This window comes from Coleofasciculus sp. FACHB-1120 (assembly GCF_014698845.1).
Taxonomy (GTDB): domain Bacteria; phylum Cyanobacteriota; class Cyanobacteriia; order Cyanobacteriales; family FACHB-T130; genus FACHB-T130.
Genome location: NZ_JACJTV010000054.1, coordinates 1 through 19,867, shown reverse-complemented (window position 1 = coordinate 19,867; position 19,867 = coordinate 1). Strand labels below are relative to the sequence as shown.

Here is a 19,867-nt window from a genome sequence, read left to right as displayed (position 1 = left end):
TGTTTGACAATGAATATGATTTAGCCCTGGCTGTGATGGAGGGCATGGAATCACGAAGTGAACAAGGTGGGTATACGATGGAGCGTTTTAGGTTTAAATCATCCTAGCTACTTAACGAGAACAGTTTTATTTCTCCTCTTCCCCTGCCTGCCCTGCTAGTACAGCATAGTAAAAACAGAAGAGCTTTATTTTCTCAATCTGCATCTACATAGCAATTCTTACAGTAATCTGGTAAATTATGGGTTCTAATTCTCTCTCGAAAATCTTGATACTCTTTTGAGTTCCAAATTTCAGCAAAATCTTTTTCAAAAACATTCCCCATTTTGACAGTATCTGAATCTGCTATTACACAGCAAGGTACGACATCTCCATTAGAAGCAATATATGTACGCATCCAAGCCCATGCACATTTTTTGTTTTTTGAATACAAATTAGTATGGTTGACATTAAAATCAATTTGTTCTTCACTGGCTAACTTCTTAGCCTCTGTCAAAACATCTGTTAAAACTTCAGAATTTTCCTCAACTTTAATAGATTCAGTATATTTTTTCATTTCTTCCTTTCCCCAGTTACTTAGAAAAGGTTGTATGGTAATTGAATCTAAGCCTAAATCTTTAGATAATTTTACTATCTGTGGTACTTCATGCAAGTTTTTATCAGTGATTACAGCCCAACCTAATAATTTAGGTTCTTTTTTTTCACCGCGTATATGAGACAAATATTGAATATTTTTCTTGATTTGGTTCAAATTACTATTCACTCTGATATTTTCAAAGGTTTCAGAAGTTGCTCCATCTATACTAAAATTAATAGTTGTAGTTTTTAAAGAGACGAGCTGTTCTGCTATTTTTTGATTACAGACGCTTGCATTTGAATGAAACGCCATTAATAGACCTCGCCTTTCTCCTGATTTTAACATTGATATAAATTGTTTATTAAGTAGAGGTTCACCCATTCCTTGAAGTTTAACGTGACCAAGGTTGGGAAATTGATCTACTATCCTGTTAAATGATTCATCATCTAAATAAACTATTTCTTTAGACCAATGAGTTACCTGGCAATGAGAACACTTAAAGTTGCAACTGTTATTTGGCTCTATATCAATAGAAACTGGAAGAAAAGGAACTTTTTTTAATTTAAAAAAATAGGATGCTATTAATCCTATGGCATTCCAAAACTTAATAGGGTGTTTAATTACATGTGCAAGAATACTTAATCTACGCTTTGTTAGCCATGCCATTTTAGATGTCTCCTTGCATTAATTATCGTGGTTGATTCTTTCTGTACAAGGCTTTCCCTACCACCCATAGGTCTAGCGCAAACGCATCTTATTTTGAAATACCCACTGAGTAAGGATGTCGGAGTTTGGGTATTTTTGCATAAAATTTTTCAAACCATTAGCCAGCAAGACTCTTAGAATTTAGATGCGTTTGCCCTCCCGACAAGTCTGCTATACACTCACCAAGGAGGCAGGTTCTCGCAAACCGATTTATTGAGCGTGATCCCTGATTATCTTGCGCTTAGTCACGGTTATTACTTAATCCCCTAAAGTTTACAGATAACAATTTTTTTTGCATCTACCTAAAGGCGGATTTAGCAGTTGGCAACCCCCTTTTATGGCGACCTGTAGTAAGATAAATACCTCAAGTCCTATGGAATTAGCTGAGTGAACCCTTAGCTGATGGGTGTGTCCGGTTAGCGGCATAAACTGTACATGAGTCGAGTCTCTCTACTTTTGAATAGATAAGGCGATCGCTTTTCAATCAGATGTCACGACTCCGAGTGCCTCAAAGGTTGCGCTTGTTTCGTCGGTAAGTCCGCTAAAGCCAGTGATGTTTTTATAGGTCGGATATTCAAATCGCTATGCTTTTGTATCTCAAACTGAAACAAAGCAACCGATTCAATCGCAAACTTGCCAGACTAGAGACGACATCAAGATCGAAGAATACTTAGGCTAGCGATATGAAGCGCACGATCGTAGTTGGGCTACTGACATTTTTGACAATTGGCTGTAGCACTAATCTTCCAACATCCTCCACTCAATCTCCCACACCTGGGGCGATCGCTGCAAGCCCTGCTCCCAGTTCCTCAACTGTGCAAAGCCGGGATGTGTTTTACCTGAGCGATCGCTTTGGGTTCCGCTTCGTTTCCCCGCGTGGCTATGTCATCACGCCTACGGAAACCGCTCAATCGACGAAGCCAAGTCCCCCCCTGGAAGTCCTAGAAGTCTGGCAGCAGAAAGATTTTTTGAACCGGGGGAATCTACCTGAAACTCCTCCGATCGTCAGCATCACCATTTACGACAACTCCAAGCGGTTGCCCCTAACCAGCTGGAAAGGCGAACTCAGCCAAAATGACGATCGCCCCCTCACCGTTGCGGGACAGAAAGCGATCGCCTACACTTCCACCGGACTCTATGAGGCTGATAATGTGCTGTTCAGCAGTCCTGATGGTCGCTATGTATTTCGCCTACAAGGAGCTTACCTGCAAAAGAACGATTCCATCCGGCAGGTATATCAGGACACCGTTAAAAGCTTTACCTTCGATGCGATCGCTACCACTTCTCCTAACAAATGGCGTATCAACTACAGCCGCCTCCAAAGCCTTTTGGCAGCAGGCAATTGGCGGGGTGCCGATGTGGAGACTCGCGCCATTTTCCAGCGATTGCAGAAACTACAAGGACAGGGTGCAGACTTACTCTACGGCAGCAAAACCCTGCTCAATCGCTTTCCCTGTGAAGATTTTCGTAGCATAGACACCCTCTGGTCGCAAGCCAGTAAGGGACGCTTTGGGTACAGCGCTCAAAAGCGCATCTGGCAGCAGACAGCCTCCCGGACGAAAAATCCGAAAGCACGAGTTGAGCAGTTCGGTCAGGCAGTGGGATGGCGCAGAAGCCAACCATTACCGGAAAACAATCCTTTTGGGGTCGTGTTAGCTGGAACCAAATGGCGATTCGATTCGGAACTGAACTCTACTGCTACGGCACCAATCGGACAGTTTCCTTGGGGAGGAATTTCCTCTAACTTATTGAGTGACATTCTCAGCGAACCTGGTTGTGGCAGTTGTACCACGGATGCCATTTATCTTGCTAGCGATCGCTATTACGACTACGTGCCTGCTTTGTTTACTAAGCTCAATCAGTGTCAAGTTCGCTAGTGAGCCGAAGTGACAAGTCAATGACTCGAAAGGTCAAATTAATCCGGGGAGGAACCGGACGTGTAGTTTTAGGAATTTGATGCTGCCAGTAGTGCTGCGTTGTTCCTTGCATCAACAGGAAACTACCAGAAGTTAACTCCAGTAGATGCTTCAAGCCTTTCTCAGAGCGGTGTCGGAGCATGAACCGCCGTGTTCCTCCCAAACTCAGAGAACCAATAACTGGATTTTGCCCCAACTCAGGTTCATCATCGCTATGCCAGCCCATACTGTCGTTGCCATCTCGGTAGAGATTGAGCAACACACTGTTGAATACCACACCAGAAACGGCTTCAGCCTTTGCCTTGACGTCAAGTAGCGTGCGTGTCCAGGGAGAGGGGTGCATCGTGATGCCAGAGTAAGTGTAGGATACACCGGGATTGGCATACCAAGCCGTCAGTCTGGGTTGAGGCATTGAGCGCCCGTAGATGGTAATCCAGTCCTGTCGCCAGTCGATTGTTTCAGTCAGTTGTGTGAGCAAGCGATCGCTTTCCTGCTCATCCAGCAGAGACGGGTAGAACACGATATCTGCGTCAGGCAGTTGGAGAGGCGCACTGAGCATAATACAAACACAACGGAGGTCGGCAAGAAATCAGTTTCATTATTACTTCATTGGATTAGGTCGCGCGTAACAGTTGCGTAATTCCTGGTACTTATATTTACTCTTTAAGGCTTCTGCTAACCATTTCAAGCGATAACTTTGTTGTAATCCGGCAGAATTTACCGTAGTTTTATTTGAAAAAACTCTACTCAGAAACAACAGAAGCACCTACCGCTCTAACAGCGCTTTTCTCTAGAATTGATGCCATGCCCATGCGTTAGACAAAAATGCGCTCAAGGGCAATAGCTTGAATGGATGGAAACTGCTATGCGAACTCTTAAACTACCTTCTGGACAATTAATTCCGATTCTTGGCATGGGCACCTGGCAGATGGGGGAGAATGCCAGGAATCGTCAGAGCGAAATAGATGCCTTGCGTCATGGACTCGATTTGGGTTTATCTTTGATTGACACTGCCGAAATGTATGGCGAAGGCGGTGCAGAGGAAGTAATAGCAGAAGCGATCGCAACTCGTCGCGCATCCGTCTTCTTAGTCAGCAAGGTTTATCCCCACAACGCCTCCAAGCAAGGTGCGATCGCTGCCTGCGAAAGAAGTCTCCAGCGGTTGAAAACCGACTATCTTGACCTTTACCTGCTGCACTGGCGCGGTTCTGTGCCACTGGGAGAAACGCTGGAAGCATTGGCGACGCTTCAACAATCCGGCAAAATTCGCAGCTATGGGGTGAGTAATTTTGATGTCGAGGATATGGAAGAAGCCTTTGGCTTGAAGGATGGAAAAGGAATTGCTACCAATCAAGTCCTCTACAACCTGATGCGACGGGGAATTGAGTGGAATTTACTGCCCTGGTGTCGGCAACAAGGTATCCCAATCATGGCGTATTCCCCAATTGAGCAAGGGCGTTTGCTGAACAATCGGACACTCAAGACGATCGCTGGGGAACGAGGAGTCACTGCGGCGCAAGTGGCGATCGCCTGGTTGTTGCATCAAGACAATGTAATTGTAATCCCCAAATCCAGCCGCATTGAGCATGTAGAACAGAATTATGCTGCCCTGAATTTGAAATTGAATGCCGATGAATTGGCTGGCCTGGATGCTGCCTTCCCACCGCCCACTAAACCTGTTTCCTTAGAAATGCTGTAAACACTTCTCTAAGGAACTCAACGGATTTATCTCGCGTTGGATAGTGTCTCAAATGAGCAAAAGTGCCTACCATGACGAGTAAACTTACAGAGCAAATGCATGGCTCAACGACCTGGAATCTTCCCCACCTTCTTCATCTCTGGCTTTGAGTGTTCGACGTTTCTCTGGAAAGACAAAGGACGGCGAAATCTAATTGCAGAGACACAGCACGATCGCCACGCGCAGGAAGATTACAACATCTTGCGATCGCTGGGGATTGATGTGGCGCGGGAAGCGATTCCTTGGCCGTTAGTCGATCGCGATGGCTGCTACGACTTCTCTAGCCTTGACCCCATTATTGAGGCGATGCAGGAGACGCAGATTCTTCCCATCTGGGATCTGTGCCACTACGGATATCCAGACGATCTCGATCCATTTAGTGAGGAGTTTACCGAGCGCTTTGCCCGTTACTGTCGCGCCGCAGCAGAGTATGTGATTCCGCGCTTGCGTGGTCCCTATTTCTTCACACCAATCAACGAGATCACCTTTTTCTCATTCTGCGGTGGCGAGTGGGGTTGGGTGGCTCCTTATAAAACCACAAAAGAAGACCGTTTTCGCTTTCGTTTAGCCTTGTGTAAGGCAGCGATCGCAGGAGTGAAAGCGATTCGGGAGGTGGAACCCGCCTCAAGGATGGTTCACATCGATCCCTTGGTTCAGGTCGTTGCACCGCGCGATCGCCCGGATCAGATCGAGGCAGCACATCACGAAACCTATGTCGATACGTTTTTGGCTTGGGATATTCTCTACGGGAGAGAACATCCCGAACTCGGCGGTTCCCCGGAAATTCTCGACATCGTTGGCGCAAACCACTATTCTTTCGGTCAAATGGAATACCGGGAACAAGGCCCCCATCAGGCGCTAGAACCCCACGACGACCGCATCAAACCGCTTTGTGAGCTAATGCGGTGGGTGTGGGAACACTATCATCGACCGATGATTATTGGCGAAACCAGTGGGATGGAAGCAGGCAGAGATGAGTGGCTCAAGGATGTGATGGAAGAGGCTATGGCGGCGGTGAATGCGGGGATGGATCTGCATGGAATTTGTTTATTCCCTGCTGTTGATATGCCGGATTGGCATACCGGAAAGTGGCTGCACAATGGGATTTACGATTTGGTGGAGGAAGGGGATAATCTGAAGCGGGTGCCTTGCGAAGCATACGTTGCAGAATTGCGACGTTGGCAGAAAGAACTCAATCGGGTCACAACACTTGATGATGACCCCTTGAGCGATCCAGTAGAACTGCAAGATGTGATTGACGCGGCTAAACGATTGCAGCCAGAACCCGACCGCAATTGGCATTAAAGATTCAATCCAGCACGCTCATTCATCCGTAACCTTCTCTCGCATCGACTTAATCTGCGATCTCTTAAAGTCTTGATGGCTACCGGAACAACTGGGAAGAGTCAAAGGTTGCTCATAGATTTTCTGGCAATCAATGCAGCATGGGCGTTGGGTAAAGCAAACTGACCATAACAACGCTGAATTTCGACTTGGTAGCCCACCTGTTGCGGCATTGTGGCAATTTCTGCTGCTGCATATAGAACCCATTAAGCAAGTCAAAAGTTAAAAGTCAAAAAAGTACAATTTAGCGGGTGTCAGACCGCAAAAGTGCAGGATAACATTACAGATAAGCGTGTTATACAGGTCTTGTGCGGTTGAATAAATAGTTATGCCGCTTTAGTTGTTGATGGGGGCATGGCTACAAGGTTATCTGTTGGCAGCCAGCATCAAGCGAGGCTGCACATAGTTTAAAGTTGCAGGATAAGCCATTTGGGGTTTTGTCGTTTCACACCTCTGTGCCATGCTGCGCGATCTATCTGTAAGTGAAAAAGTTTATGAACGAAAATCTGATTTGTCGTCATACGTTCAACGCCCAACACCTGGTAGATTCTTATCCACCAAAACTGTATGACACAAACAAGAAAATTGTTTACCAGTGCGCTTGTCCCCCTGGCTCTAAGTTTAGTGGTCAGTTAGTGTTCTCACGATGGCGTGCAATGCCATTTCCAAATATTCTTTCCTTTTCAGAGTCTCAAACTGAGTTTCATCAGCAACCAAGTTACTTTGGTTACGAGCCATCAAATCAGAACAGTAACCAGGTTGAGTGGTATCTCAATTTCGCCCATTCTGACCTTTTCTGTGCATACGGTGGTTCGCTATTCGCTCAGGATGAGATGCAGGTAGCTGAACATCCTGCTCTTGGTTCGCTTCGAGAAGCATTGTTAGATGCAGGCATTCAGCCGCTAACCGTAGAGGCAGGAGAACCCACACCTGTCCTGATTTGTGGAGTTGAACGGCGATGTGAGATCGCTACTAATCCAAATGCAGAAGAGGGAAGACCTTTTGGGCTTTATGGTAACAATTTCGGACGTGCTACAGCAAAAGCCATTGAACTGGCAACAAAACCACTCAATCCACCCACAATTACCAACATTATCGCTATGGAAGCCCCTTCAGGCGGCTATGGCTCTTACTCCCAAGAAGATATTGAATATATTCTTGCGACAGCGTTTACTGGATTTTCGGCGGCAAGGATTGAATCATACTCACAATTGAAAGAACCGATTGTGATAATTCATACTGGTTTCTGGGGATGCGGAGCCTACGGAGGTAATCGTGTATTGATGGCTCTTTTGCAACTTTTGGCGGCTCGTCTTGCACAGGTAAATCGCTTGGTTTTCCATACAGGTGATACTACAGGTTCTCAGGCTTTTGCAACTGCTCAACAAATTCTCAATCAGGATTTAGCACCCATTGGTTCAAGTGTTGAAGTTTCTACTTTAGTAGCGAAGATCTATGCAATGAAGTTTCAATGGGGTGTCAGCGATGGAAATTGAGAGTTGTAATCCAGCGCGATCGCCCATACTCCTCGGTGCCATGCTGTTTGAGAATTGCCAGAATTTTTGGAATCGCTTGCAGAACGTAACTCCTGAAACCGACATCATGAATGTAAACGAGGTCTTTTCTGTACCACTCATTCATCCGTCACTTTTCCTCGCATCGACTTAATCTGCGATCGCTTAAAGTCTTGATGGCTACCGGAACAACTGGGAAGAGTCAAAGGTTGCTCATAGATTTTCTGGCAATCAATGCAGCATGGGCGTTGGGTAAAGCAAACTGACCATAACAACGCTGAATTTCGACTTGGTAGCCCACTTGTTGCAACATCGTGGCAATTTCTGCTGCTGTATATAGTTGCTGGCGATGAACCTCGTCATCTCGACGATAATCGTTTCCTACTTGCCGAAAGGTAATGATTCGCCGAGTCAGGATGTGCCGATCCGGGTCTTCCTGTTTTTCCACCAAAACAATCCAATCTTCGCCTTCGGTAAAGCTTTTGACTGGAGTTGCAGAAGTCAGCTGTCCGGGTTCTGCAATATCAAAGATAAAAACGCCTCCCGGTGCGAGAGCATCGTGGATGCGTTGAAACACCTGGGTAAGTGTTTGGTGGTCGGGGTCAAACAGGTAGTTAAAACATTCACTAATCGAAATCACCGCATTACAGTCAGGAATTTCAACCTTGAACAACGAGCCTAGCTGAAATTCAGCCCTAGGAACTCGACAACGGGCAATCTCAATCATGTCAGCTGAGATATCAACTCCCAATACTTGGTAGCCTGCCCTAACCAACTCCTCAGCTGACAAACCACTACCACACCCCAAATCTACAATCAGTCCATCCTGAATGCCATGCTGCTTGAGAGTTGCCAGAATTCCTGGCATTGCTTGCAGAACATAACTCCTGAAGCCGACATCATGAATGTAAGCAAGGTCTTTTCTGTACCACTCACTCATCCGTAACCTTCCCTCGCATCGACTTAATCTGCGATCGCTTAGTTTTACTATCCAGACGCTTTCTTTGAGAACTCCGAGTTGGTTTGCTCTTTTTGCGGAGTTTGACGACGGCGATCGCACTCTTAATCAAGTCTTGCAATCGTTGCAACGCTTCTTCCCGATTCTGTTCCTGGCTGCGGTGTTCTTGAGCCTTGATGACAATTACCCCATCTTTGGTAATGCGCTGGTCAGAAAGCTTCAACAGCCGCTCTTTGTAGCGTTCAGGTAGAGAGGAAGCCACAATGTCAAAGCGCAGGTGAATGGCGGTTGCTACCTTATTCACGTTTTGCCCGCCAGCACCTTGCGATCGCACCGCACTCATCTCAATCTCATGCTCTGGAATACTCACGGTGTTAGAAATTTGCAGCATGATTGATTCGCTTGACTATAGACAGTGCAGCATTGCACGGAAATTTTTGCCCGGTTTGGCTCTATTGGTGCTGATTCCAGCATAAAGTAGTAGCTTCGCCTCTAGCTCCCTCTCTAGCTGCAATATCAAACACGGCGTAGAACAATTTACAGGATCTCCCTTATATCATGAGAATTAGTTGAGCAAGCCCCAGTTAGGTTAGTTGTGTTCAGAACATCTCGTCTCATCTCAAACTGGCTCTTAGTTGCACTACTACCAATAGCCCTATGCGCTTGTACATCATCTGATGCTGTCGTTCCAACTCCAAAAAACGTAATTGAAGCCAAGCCACAATCCTCGCCACCATCCGTAAAGAATGCTGATAAACTCAACAGCATTCAAGAAGAACGTTACTCGCTGCTCATTCATCGAGTAGACAAGCGCTTAGAGGTACTCAATAACCAAAGCGTTCCGGTTTACAAGGCAAGTATTGGTATTGGTAAGGGCGGACTCAAAGACAAACAAAATATGAATGACTTTGTTACTCCCACAGGCGAGATGAGCGTAGACTTGATTCTCTACAAGAAGTCTGAGTACAACCAGATTTCCCAAAATAACGTTAAGCGTTTTATCAAGGTTACTCAGTATCGCAACTTAGTTAACCCTCAGCAAGGATTAGCTCAGCTATTCAAGAACATGAATTCTCTTGACTTTGATGGGAACGGTAGCTCAGACAGAGCCTATGGAAATGGCTATATCGGACTCACTTCAACGACAAGCATCACGGGTCCCAAGATGAGTACATTTCAGGGAACACCCTACTGGTTCTCAATCGCACTTCATGGTACACCCAATCCTGACAATATTGGTCAAGCTAACTCAGGTGGCTGCATCCATCTCGACTCAAACACATTGCAGCAGTTAATTGAGAAGGGTTGGGTAAAGTTAAGTACCAAAGTAACGATTGTTGATTAATGTATTGACGTGGTTGTGTTTTCTGCGATCGCGGTAATACTCTTTGTTCCCAAATCAAGCTGAGTATAAACCAGCTAGTTTTCCGCTAAACTTGCCCCTTCATCACTTATGATTCGCGTCTTTATATAGTTAGCTTCTACAATTGGCATTGCACTCCGCACCTTTACACCTGAAGCTTTGGCAGAAGTTTGTATTGATTGACTGCAACTGCGCTCAGAAGTTGCTACTTTATTGACGTTTTGCCCGCCTGCCCCTTGAGAGAGCATTGCAATCATCTCAATCTCATACTCTGGGATACTCACCGTGTTAAAAATTTGTAGCATAATTTAACAATTGTCCAGAGATGAGTCGCACCAGTCGTTGAGCAGATTTCGCTCTGATTCGCCTTTATTCATTATCTCCTGACAGACAAAGTAAGGAAAATAAGCCGATGGATCGATTGAACTTCAATGTAGTCCAGCAGTTTTGGACGATCGCCAAGTCCTATTGGTCTGGGGATGAGAAATGGCAAGCCAGAGGGTTACTGCTTGGGGTTGTGCTGTTGCTGCTAGCGTATACGGGGTTGAGTGTAGTTCTCAACAACAAGCGAGGGGTGCTGATTTCAGCCCTCTCAGCCCGTGATGAGCCACGCTTCTGGGAAACGGTCATCATTTTCATTGCTGTGCTGGTGATCTATGCACCGTTGCTCGCAGGCTATACCTATCTGCGCGATCGCCTGAGTTTGCAATGGCGCAAATGGCTTACCCATCGATTCGTGGATAATTACTTTCACAATCGCGCTTATTACAATCTGCATATCTCAGGAACCGAAATTGATAACCCGGATCAGCGGATTGCAGAGGATGTTAGGAGTTTTACCCAGGAATCTCTCACCTTTGTGCTGGTGTTGGTGCAGTCTGTGCTGTCAACGATCGCCTTCAGCAGTGTACTTTGGGGCATTTCTAAACCCCTGGTGTTGTTTCTGGTGCTATATGCCCTAATTGGGACAGTAGTAACAACTTTTGTATTTGGTAAGCCGCTTGTCCGACTCAACTTTGAACAATTGAAGAAGGAAGCGAATCTCCGTTTTGGCTTGGTGAGGATTCGGGAGAATGCGGAAGCGATCGCATTCTATCGAGGGGAAGAACAGGAGTCGAATCAAGTTAAGCATCGGTTCCTCGATGTGTTTGAGAATGTCAAGCGTCTGCTGGTTTGGGAATTAAACTTAAATGTTCTCACCAACGCTTATGAGTTCATCCCCTTCGTCCTGCCTGCCCTAGTTGTCGCACCCGCGATTTTTGCCGGAGAAATGGAGGTGGGTAAGGTGTCTGAGGCACAAGGTGCTTTTGTCCGCGTCTTTTTCTCGCTCAATGTTGTCGTTGCCCGCTTCCAACAATTGACCACTTTTGGCGCTGGGATTAATCGTCTCTATACCTTTGCCCAGTTTTTAGAACAGGTAGAGGCTGATCGGGCATCCGATGAGCAACCTAGGATTCAGACGGTATCAGCAGATCGGCTGGCAGTCGAACATCTCAGCCTGCAAACTCCCAATTATCAGCGCACATTAGTAGAAGATTTGTCCATAGAGTTACCTGCTGCACAGGGACTTTTGGTGATGGGGCCAAGTGGTTGCGGTAAGAGTTCGCTGCTGAGAGCGATCGCGGGGTTATGGGATTCTGGTACAGGAACCATTATTCGCCCTGAATCGAACCAGATCCTATTTTTGCCGCAACGTCCTTACATGGTGCTGGGTACTCTGCGCGATCAATTGCTGTATCCCAACACGCACCTTGAGGTTGACGACGAACACTTAAAGCAAGTGCTGGAACAGGTGAACTTGGCGGGACTGGATGAACGATTTGGCGGCTTTGATGCCGAACAAGATTGGGCAGATGTCCTCTCGTTGGGTGAACAACAACGGCTAACTTTCGCTCGGTTGTTGCTGAATAAACCCAACTACGCCATCCTGGATGAAGCGACCAGCGCCCTAGATTTAAGCAACGAGGAGCGATTATATCAACATTTGCAGGCGAAAGGGACTACTTTCTTAAGTGTGGGGCATCGCGCTACGTTGGCTTCTTACCATCAGTCTTTGCTGGAACTCTCCCAGGATAAGACTTGGCAGCTCAAACAACCTCTGGCTCTTGTCGAAGAACAACCGGAGTTGTTGGAACTTCCATCCACTACCTGATATTTTAGGGCGATGGGCGGAAACATCCCATTTGTGCGAAAATACCTGGTCATTGAAATAGTCAATTCAAGGGAGGGTGGCAAGCACAAGTCCAGCCATAACCCAATTTATGACCATAGATAAATCCAATCTAAGGTTTAAATCCAGTGCAGTTCGCTAAAGTTTAAAAAGAAATGAATAGTATTGATGGAGAACCCAAATCCCAAATGATACCGCTGTGGAATAAATCTTTTAGTGCTTTTTGCTTGGGTCTGCTTGTGATGTTCGCAGGTAATATCGTTCTGGTTGGTTGTGGTGAAGCCGCTAAAAATCCCGAACCTGTAGAAGAATCGGAAAAAGAATCCGAGAACGTTAATCAGGCTGATGATGACGATGACGAGCGCCAAGAGAACACTCAATCCTCCGATCAGGATGACGATGAGGAGAATGATGGAGAAGAGGAGAAGGATGGAGAAGATAAGGATTAGCAGTGGCGATTCACCTAGCGCGATCGCTTGATAGCCGCAGCCACCGATTCGCGTGTACTCCGAATTTACACGCGAAAGGGACAACTTTTTTGAGTGTCGGGCATCGCTCTACGTTGGCTTCTCACCATCAGTCTTTGCTGGAATCCCAGGATAAGACGTGGCAGATTAAACAACCGCTAGCTCTGGTCAAACATGGCGAAAAGGAGTGACATTTAACTCCGCTCTCCAGTCTGCTAGAGGCTTTTCCCAAGCCTCTTCCCACTTCTGCCCTAGAAAGGGTTTTGCCTGATACCCCAAATCGTAGCCCTGCTGAATGATACGTACAAGCGGGTTTAAATCCCTGTTCATCTTGATCGTATTCAGGGTGATTCCGGCAATCAACATCACTGCAAGCGGAGAGCGATTTTGCGCGATTGAAAATGCTTGCAGCCCAATCTCTCCAGCAATATCGGTGCCAAATCCTGTAACGGTATGCCAAATATCATGGGTTTGTCGCATACGCAGTGCTAAATAGTTCCATTCATCAATCAGCTCGACTTTGCGATAGAACTCTGGATCGAGGTTGGCTGCTCGCATATGAGAGGCATAGGCAAAGCCTAACGAATCTTCAGGCAGCTTGAGTAACGCTTCTAGATTGGGAGTCGGTGCAATATATTGTTCTTCAAAAAGTTGAGCGATTTCAGGATAGGACTTGAGATAGGTAATCGCGGCAGTAGAAACTTCATGCTTGGCTAAGGCAGCAGCAATATCAAAAACTGCCTCGGTATCTGTTGCGTCATCGATAAAGGCAAGGAAACCTTCCAAACCTTTCAGAATTTCTGGAGTAACCGAGCGACTCATATCAGCATTGATAATCGAGGGAGATTTTGACATCGGGAAACCTTCGGTAATCAAAATGAACGAACCCTTGGCGGGATAATTTTAGATATCTGGATCGAGACCCGCAGCTCTTAGCCGCTCTGCCAGTTGTGCTGCCCTATACTCTAGCTGCGATCGCTCTGTTGCGTTCAGCTTCTATCTCAGTTAACACGCAACTTCCTTGTGCATCATACTAGCGCAGCCACGGTCTGTTTAGGACTATTTTACGGATTCTTGAATTGCCTGATTGCGACTATCTATGGGGCAAAGTTTTGCAGCAATTGAGTAGGAGCGGATGCCTCCGGCACGCTGCGCGAACGCCAATCTAATTACTTCGTAGTTCCTCGTGGGGCGCATTCAGCATCTGTTCCAATCCACTGCTTAGAATTCACTACGGTATCAATTTTATTTTCTAATTCTGTTAGTTGGGTCGGTGCGTCAGGTGAAGGGAGGTAATAATGTACTATTTTTTGTTTCTTGCCCATCCTCAATGAGGTGATGGCAGAAGGATCATCAGTGTGTCCACCTGTGTAGCTGTCTTGAAGCTTGAAGTAGTTAAGCTTTTGAAAGTCTGCAATGAGCTTTCTAGCTGCTGTTTTACTGATAGTTGTTGTTCGGGTGCCAGTCACTTTCACAAACCGTTTGCCCTCGTAAACCACCTTGCCATTGCCATAAACAGTGAGCTTATAAATGGGGCAAAAGCCAAAACAGGCTGTTCGTTCGAGTGTCAGTGCAGCTTGTCGTGACACTGGTTGAGGTTGATTGAGTAGCCTTTGATTCGGAGTCGTGGTTTTAGCCGCCAGGAACGGGGAGTTAGGAATAGAGACGGTTAGAACACTACTGGCTACACCGATTATTAGACTTAGAAGAAGTGGCGATCGCATAATCCTTCCAAACACTAAATCGAAGAAGGAGCGATCGCCTTGATGCTACAGGTTAGGATTTAGGGTAGGGCGTTCTGATTGAAGTATGGCAAAGCAGGAAAATCCTCTCACGGGAGAAGCACTCATCAAGGAAGTCTGTCGGCGGATTCGGGTTGCCCGTAGCTATTGGGATGCCCATAATAATGCTGCTTGTCGGGGAGAACGCGATCGCGCCTTAGCGCTTTATAACACGCTGACGAAAGAACAAAAAGACCAGATTCCGCAGCAGTTGCGGATGTGGCTTCGTTACCGCAGTGAAAAATACTTTGGCGCATACCGAACGCCGTCCAAGTCGAAACGAAAGTCAAAGTAAGATATGGGGAGAGTACGATCGCGCTTGGTTAACTCTCTGTTGTAGATGCTAGGAGTAAGCTTTTTGGTTGAAGGACGATCGCCCTAGTCCAGAACAACTACTTCCACGTGTAGAAAATTTAGCCTTGGATCAAAGAGTGATAGGCATTTTTAAGCTAGTTGAGTTTAAACAAAATCAGCATTTGGCGATAGTCTTGGATGACAAACGAGCAATAGTATAGCCAGGAGTTGGCTTATTAATTCCTCAACTTAGTCGTTTCGTAGCCTGAACTCTGGTTGTACTTTACATTGCGGTTTTTCCAGCAAATCTCTATCAAGCAATCAATAACATTAATGTTCCAACTTCGCCCCACGATCCACTCCTCATTTGGTTGCGACTTCCCCTTCAATCCTTCTTAATCGCTTGGGCTTGGTGGTTCACTAGAGATGATGTTCCAAGTGAATTGGAACATCATGAGAGAAATGCAAGAGCGAGTAGTTGTAAGCTACCTGATCCTTGAATTGTCAGATTTCAGCTATCTATAGACACGAAACAACCCATCTTAGTAACCCAAGTTTGGAATAAGCTGAAAGATTGATTCTATCGTTGGCTGAAACTCCTATTTCTTTATAGAACTAGCAGCGGAATTGCCTTAATCCGAACTGACGTTAAACTTAGTAACTCTCATCTACTTCTTTAAATATCCATAGCACAACTGATGAAAAAATTATGTTTAGTATGTTTAGCTGGTATTATTATAGCTAGTCAATGTTCTGTTATACTTCTTATTCCAACGCTGAATCTCTTTGATGGGCAATAATAACGTTTCCTCAATTTCATTTTTTATTTCAGTATCTACTTCAGGCAAGCTAGCTAAACACTTCACAATCAATTCGTTTGCGTTTCGATACTGTTCTAGTAATAAAGTATCCTGCTTTGTCTCAATCAACCCACGATAACCAATATCACGGCAACTAATAATTAAGTCATTCAACTCTTCAAGCCAATCAAAACCATTTTCATTCCACCACTCATCCAGGTTAGACAAATTGTCAATATATTCACATACAGCTTCAAATTGTGAATTGATTTGGTTATACAACTTCTGGAATCGGGTCAAAAAGCTGGGTTCAAATGACTTAGCTTGGGAAGCGATCCCTTCTAATCTCTCAGCTAACTCGACAACAACATCTGCTGCTTGGATATGCGCCATAAAAGCTTCAATGTTGTTTTGTTCAATAGCAGCTTCTGCATATTCTCCAAAAGAAAGCGCATAATCTACATGATTTTCAACGCTCAATGCTGTGTAGAGTATGTTTGCGAGATTCGCGTCAAAAGCTAAAATTTCACATTCATCTTCATAGTCGTAGCCCAGAATGTCAGGCAGAGTCGTAAAATGTATATATTCCCACTCCCATAAATCGTGGCATTCAAGACCCGCATTAATATTGAAATAGTAAGCACGTATAACTGTAGAGTTATAGCGAGACTGAGTTTTTTTTGATTTTCGATGCGTAAAACTCAAAAAACTTTGAATGCTTTTATGGGAAGCTACTATTTCATCTGTCCAATTTTTTAAATTATTTAATGACTTAATTGTATCCTCAGAAAGCTCTAACGCTAAGAAAAAAACTTCATTCCATCTTGGATTTGGTAAATACGGTTTGAGGGATTCAAATTTATCTTCATATGTAAACCACCTGGCAACAAAATACTCCTGAAGCGTGAGATGGGAAAATGACCAGTAACCTTCTGCTCGTTCAATTAGCAACCCATGTTCAGCTTCAAGAGATTTCATTATTATCTCAGCTTCTGAACCTCGATAGTTGTGAAACTTTTTAATTAGTTTAATTAATGTTTTTCGGGATGCAATGTAGATGTTTTGCTCAAACAGTGTGAAAGCAAGATAGGACAGCAAAGCTTCTTTCTCATCAACATCAAGACCAGATAGGTTGAGACGTTCAATCTCATTGACTTTTTCTTTGTCCCAGTCAGTAAGTAAGCATCGAATGCTCATTTCATAAAGACTGGCACGTTTTTGAGGAAGTGTTCCCTGATTTCTTTCAGCGTAGACGCAGATAAGATTGAGCAAAATAGGCGTTACTGCCAATTCAGCAATGGACTTGTTTTCAGATTGCTGAAGTTGCTCAAACAAGCTTTTGGACAAACTCTCTGCTTGGACTTGATGTTGTTGACCCAGAACACATTTAAACCAGTGATCGAGAAAATTTTGAACTTGAGCGGGAGTAAAATCGGCAACTTCGACATCAATGAGGGAATTGTCAAAGCGATATTTTTGTTGCTGCGTTCGGCAGGTAACTGTTATCCGATTAGTAGAGTGGTGATCGCATAACCATCGAATCTGCTGCACAACAGCTTTTCCCTTATCCCCTGAAACTTCATCTAACCCATCCAACAACAGCCAGAAGCGCCCCTCTGTAACAAGTCTCTCGATCACTTGCTCATCGGTAATGCCCCAAAGTTTCAATTCCTGCTGAATTGCCTGAAGCAATATCAAAGGTTTTTCGGGTTCCCATTTTTGAAGTGAGCGGCGGAAATCATCAGCAAATGTTTTCAGGGTGATGAAAATGGGGACGTAGGATTTCTGTTCCCAATCCAATTCACCATTCACACATTTCACTGCTAATGATTTCAGCAATGTAGTTTTTCCGGCTCCGGGCTTTCCCAATATCATTATTGGTTTGCTGCTGTTTGCTCGTATAATGTCTAATGCAGGGATATGTTCTTTTGTGGGTTGGCTGCGTCCTATTCGATCAAATTGCTGCCTGAAGTTTGTGCTATTGGGTTCAAGCTGATCTTGCTGTTCAGCAAACGGTAAATCACAACAGGACTGCTCTAATAGATTTAGATCAACATAAATTTCATTAACTTGCACAGGCTCACGCACTCGCAGCATTCGCATAGTGCCAATTTTGTTGATGATTCTGTCTTTGCCATGCGCTCGAACTTTCCGTACCAAGGCATTCAATTCATCAACTATCTCTGTTTCGTCCTTGACATCTTGAGTTTGTTTAGCCTTCCACCGCCGATAGTGATCCGCCAACAATTCTCCCAGCATCTTCTCTTTAACAGGACCGCTTACCTCACCCAAACCGAACTTCTCGTACACCCCTGTCAGCCTCACACTGACTGCCCTGGGTTTATTACCAAGCTGTTGAGCAATCTGTTCGCGGCTCAGTCCCTGCCCGAAAAGCGCTAGAAAAACCTCCATCTTCCCTGGTGACAGGCGCTTTGGCTTGGCTAACTCTTGCAAAAAGATTTCGGGGTAGGTCATCGGTCGCGCAGTTAATCCGTCTATCAATCGCCAGTCTAGCCGCTTTTTGCCTTCCAAATTAGGCAATATCAGCTTAAGTCAGGGAAGTTAGGAAATACTGATTGCAAATCAGTCTAAGTCTCCTCTAAGTCAGTGTTCTCAAGTCTGGATTCCTTGTAGTTCAATAAATTCAGTACGTTGAATGGAGAAAAAACTATGAATCGCCAATTGAAGAACCCTTCTATTTTTCAGCAAATCTTCTTTACTGTAGTCACCTTGACACTTTTGTCAGGAGTTGGAGCGATTGCCCTTTCAACCCAAAGCAACCTATCATCCCAACAAAACCGCATTTTTGAGATATGTAATACGACCTGGAATTTGGGTATTGGAGCAATCTTTGGGCTACTAGGCTCGACTGAATTCTCCAAACCGGTTGAAGATAACGAGGTAGCAAAGAAGTAGGGACAAGGGAAGCGATCACCTTAAGGCTGAGATGGCAATTAGTGCCATCTCAGCACAGCAGAACTTCCCTGTTGCTATGCCAAATATTAGCCGTGTTCTCAAGCATTAATTCTTTAACCCACTTCAACAAGCCTTTCACAGAGTCTTCCGGCGTCATGCCACTGCCAGTAAGTTCGTCATGAGGATTTGAACTAATCCCTCTTTTGTTACTTTAGGAAAAGAAAAATTAGTAGAAATTCAACTAGCAATAGGGAAACTGACCGGACTCGCCCTAAAATCATTCATGAAGTCAATTAATTTCAAAAAGTAACGTTTCATACCAGGAATGTTAAATACTGTTAACCAAGGTTGAATCAAACGGTAAAAAATTAGTGGTTGAATAATCAATCTCAAGTTATTTAAAGCTCTCTTCCATGTTGTGCCGGACTCCCAGTCTGGATGTTGACTATGTTGAGCAAGATTAGAGTTATTGAATGAAGACTCTGGGGTAGATGTTGTGCTTGATTGGTGATGAAATTGAAAATAGGTGGCTTGGATACTGACTAAAAGATATGTAGTAAAAATTATTTCCCACCAATGCTCAATACTTTCACAATTATTCAGACAAAAATTAGTCCACGCCAGTTAATTTTTGACTTGTTTAAAACTATATTCAATTCAGTTTATTAAACTATAAAATTGAGCAAAATTTAGAGATAAATTAACTGATAAATTAGTCGTGATGTACCAACTTTCTTCTCCAGTAGGGTCGGGGGCATCAATCTTACTAATTTGGTAATATCTGAGGCGGCGACGTTTGCCAAAAAAAATTTGGCTCTCCTGTAGTTTGGGTGATTACTTTTACTTATCATCAAAAGCAGCAAGTAGCCGTGCGCGAAAGTTTTTAAAGTTAGTAAATCCATAACCTTGTCGCTTAATCAGCTTTATCTTGTTGTTAATTCCCTCCATCACTCCGCTAGTTGTTCTACTGATAAAGTAATTGCAAATTCCCGACAAGTGTTTTCGGATAGTCTGAGTAGCTTCTTGGTAAAACAATTGGGCGTAACGTAGCCATTCTTCTATCTGAAGTTGACCGGATTTGAAAGTTTTGCTAGTTTCATAAATCTGGCGAAATTCTTCTTTCATTTCATAAGCAATCCTGAGACAGGGTGATTGGCTTAAAACCTGTTCTAACTCTTGCTTCTTTTCTTCGGTCAGACGGTTAAAATTTTTCAGGAGTAAATGCTTACTTCTTTTAGCAGTGCTCCCCAAAAGCTTTCTCAATTTATTTAAAGCGTCATTCACCTTTTTCATCACATGGAATCGGTCAAAGACAATCCGAGCATTT

At 44.5% G+C, this 19,867-nt stretch carries 19 protein-coding genes and 1 pseudogene; 10 read left to right on the top strand and 10 right to left on the bottom strand.

Annotation, left to right across the window (positions count from 1 at the left end; genetic code table 11):
* Positions 1-193: 193 nt before the first annotated feature.
* Positions 194-1,240: a radical SAM protein gene (locus tag H6H02_RS25445; protein ID WP_190823059.1), complete on the bottom strand. Its 1,047-nt coding sequence runs from the start codon at positions 1,238-1,240 to the stop codon at positions 194-196.
* 722 nt (positions 1,241-1,962) lie between these two features.
* On the opposite strand from H6H02_RS25445, the gene H6H02_RS25440 reads away from it, so the two are divergent.
* Complete coding sequence (locus tag H6H02_RS25440) at positions 1,963-3,156, top strand: GUN4 domain-containing protein (RefSeq protein ID WP_190823057.1); 1,194 nt, start codon at positions 1,963-1,965, stop codon at positions 3,154-3,156.
* Here the strand turns inward: H6H02_RS25440 and H6H02_RS25435 are convergent.
* A complete protein-coding gene (locus H6H02_RS25435) occupies positions 3,134-3,754 on the bottom strand; it encodes an alpha-ketoglutarate-dependent dioxygenase AlkB (RefSeq protein ID WP_190823055.1) in 621 nt (206 codons plus the stop codon). The genes H6H02_RS25440 and H6H02_RS25435 overlap by 23 nt on opposite strands.
* Positions 3,755-4,060: 306 nt before the next feature.
* Between H6H02_RS25435 and H6H02_RS25430 the strand changes: the two genes are divergently transcribed.
* The 3 genes from H6H02_RS25430 to H6H02_RS25420 all read left to right on the top strand — a co-directional run bounded on the left by H6H02_RS25430 (position 4,061) and on the right by H6H02_RS25420 (position 7,773).
* Positions 4,061-4,894, top strand: coding sequence for an aldo/keto reductase (locus H6H02_RS25430; protein ID WP_199329583.1), 834 nt, complete (start codon positions 4,061-4,063; stop codon positions 4,892-4,894).
* 99 nt (positions 4,895-4,993) lie between these two features.
* Positions 4,994-6,238 (top strand): family 1 glycosylhydrolase, encoded by a 1,245-nt coding sequence (locus H6H02_RS25425; RefSeq protein WP_190823052.1) that lies wholly within the window; start codon positions 4,994-4,996, stop codon positions 6,236-6,238.
* A gap of 533 nt (positions 6,239-6,771) precedes the next feature.
* A complete protein-coding gene (locus H6H02_RS25420) occupies positions 6,772-7,773 on the top strand; it encodes a hypothetical protein (RefSeq protein ID WP_190823050.1) in 1,002 nt (333 codons plus the stop codon).
* On the opposite strand, the gene H6H02_RS25415 is transcribed toward H6H02_RS25420, so the two are convergent.
* The 3 genes from H6H02_RS25415 to arfB all read right to left on the bottom strand — a co-directional run bounded on the left by H6H02_RS25415 (position 7,757) and on the right by arfB (position 9,140).
* The gene (locus H6H02_RS25415) at positions 7,757-7,918 is read right to left on the bottom strand and encodes a hypothetical protein (RefSeq protein WP_190823048.1); all 162 of its coding nucleotides are present in this window, start codon (positions 7,916-7,918) and stop codon (positions 7,757-7,759) included. The two genes, H6H02_RS25420 and H6H02_RS25415, sit on opposite strands and share 17 nt — an antisense overlap.
* A gap of 75 nt (positions 7,919-7,993) precedes the next feature.
* Positions 7,994-8,731, bottom strand: coding sequence for a class I SAM-dependent methyltransferase (locus H6H02_RS25410; protein ID WP_190823046.1), 738 nt, complete (start codon positions 8,729-8,731; stop codon positions 7,994-7,996).
* Entirely contained in the window at positions 8,724-9,140 is a 417-nt protein-coding gene (gene arfB / locus H6H02_RS25405) for an alternative ribosome rescue aminoacyl-tRNA hydrolase ArfB (protein ID WP_190823044.1), read from the bottom strand. The genes H6H02_RS25410 and arfB overlap by 8 nt, the downstream gene beginning before the upstream one ends.
* A 204-nt stretch (positions 9,141-9,344) precedes the next feature.
* Between arfB and H6H02_RS25400 the strand changes: the two genes are divergently transcribed.
* The gene (locus H6H02_RS25400; protein WP_190823042.1) at positions 9,345-10,094 is read left to right on the top strand and encodes a L,D-transpeptidase; all 750 of its coding nucleotides are present in this window, start codon (positions 9,345-9,347) and stop codon (positions 10,092-10,094) included.
* A 215-nt stretch (positions 10,095-10,309) separates the two neighbouring features.
* Here the strand turns inward: H6H02_RS25400 and H6H02_RS28010 are convergent.
* Positions 10,310-10,417 (bottom strand): annotated as a pseudogene (locus H6H02_RS28010) (aminoacyl-tRNA hydrolase); the annotation flags it as partial.
* A 107-nt stretch (positions 10,418-10,524) separates the two neighbouring features.
* Between H6H02_RS28010 and H6H02_RS25390 the strand changes: the two are divergent.
* The 3 genes from H6H02_RS25390 to H6H02_RS25380 all read left to right on the top strand — a co-directional run bounded on the left by H6H02_RS25390 (position 10,525) and on the right by H6H02_RS25380 (position 12,940).
* On the top strand, positions 10,525-12,264 hold the full coding sequence (locus H6H02_RS25390; protein ID WP_190823038.1) for an ABC transporter ATP-binding protein/permease: 1,740 nt from the start codon (positions 10,525-10,527) through the stop codon (positions 12,262-12,264).
* Between the two features lie 173 nt (positions 12,265-12,437).
* Positions 12,438-12,731 (top strand): hypothetical protein, encoded by a 294-nt coding sequence (locus tag H6H02_RS25385; RefSeq protein ID WP_190823036.1) that lies wholly within the window; start codon positions 12,438-12,440, stop codon positions 12,729-12,731.
* A gap of 2 nt (positions 12,732-12,733) precedes the next feature.
* Entirely contained in the window at positions 12,734-12,940 is a 207-nt protein-coding gene (locus H6H02_RS25380; protein WP_190823034.1) for a hypothetical protein, read from the top strand.
* Here the strand turns inward: H6H02_RS25380 and H6H02_RS25375 are convergent.
* Both H6H02_RS25375 and H6H02_RS25370 read right to left on the bottom strand, forming a co-directional pair.
* Positions 12,918-13,604, bottom strand: a complete 687-nt coding sequence (locus H6H02_RS25375) for a Coq4 family protein (protein ID WP_190823031.1) — start codon at positions 13,602-13,604, stop codon at positions 12,918-12,920. The two genes, H6H02_RS25380 and H6H02_RS25375, sit on opposite strands and share 23 nt — an antisense overlap.
* Positions 13,605-13,918: 314 nt before the next feature.
* A complete protein-coding gene (locus H6H02_RS25370; RefSeq protein WP_190823029.1) occupies positions 13,919-14,473 on the bottom strand; it encodes a DUF6438 domain-containing protein in 555 nt (184 codons plus the stop codon).
* A gap of 85 nt (positions 14,474-14,558) precedes the next feature.
* Here H6H02_RS25370 and H6H02_RS25365 point away from each other — a divergent pair, with 85 nt between their 5' ends.
* Positions 14,559-14,825: a Precorrin-3B methylase gene (locus H6H02_RS25365; protein ID WP_190823028.1), complete on the top strand. Its 267-nt coding sequence runs from the start codon at positions 14,559-14,561 to the stop codon at positions 14,823-14,825.
* Between the two features lie 721 nt (positions 14,826-15,546).
* Here H6H02_RS25365 and H6H02_RS25360 read toward each other — a convergent pair.
* Entirely contained in the window at positions 15,547-18,099 is a 2,553-nt protein-coding gene (locus H6H02_RS25360; RefSeq protein ID WP_190823026.1) for an NACHT domain-containing protein, read from the bottom strand.
* Positions 18,100-18,294: 195 nt separating this feature from the next.
* On the opposite strand from H6H02_RS25360, the gene H6H02_RS25355 reads away from it, so the two are divergent.
* Entirely contained in the window at positions 18,295-18,540 is a 246-nt protein-coding gene (locus H6H02_RS25355) for a hypothetical protein (protein WP_190823024.1), read from the top strand.
* An 840-nt stretch (positions 18,541-19,380) separates the two neighbouring features.
* On the opposite strand, the gene H6H02_RS25350 is transcribed toward H6H02_RS25355, so the two are convergent.
* On the bottom strand, positions 19,381-19,867 hold a 487-nt coding region (locus tag H6H02_RS25350), incomplete at its 5' end, for a transposase (protein ID WP_190823022.1).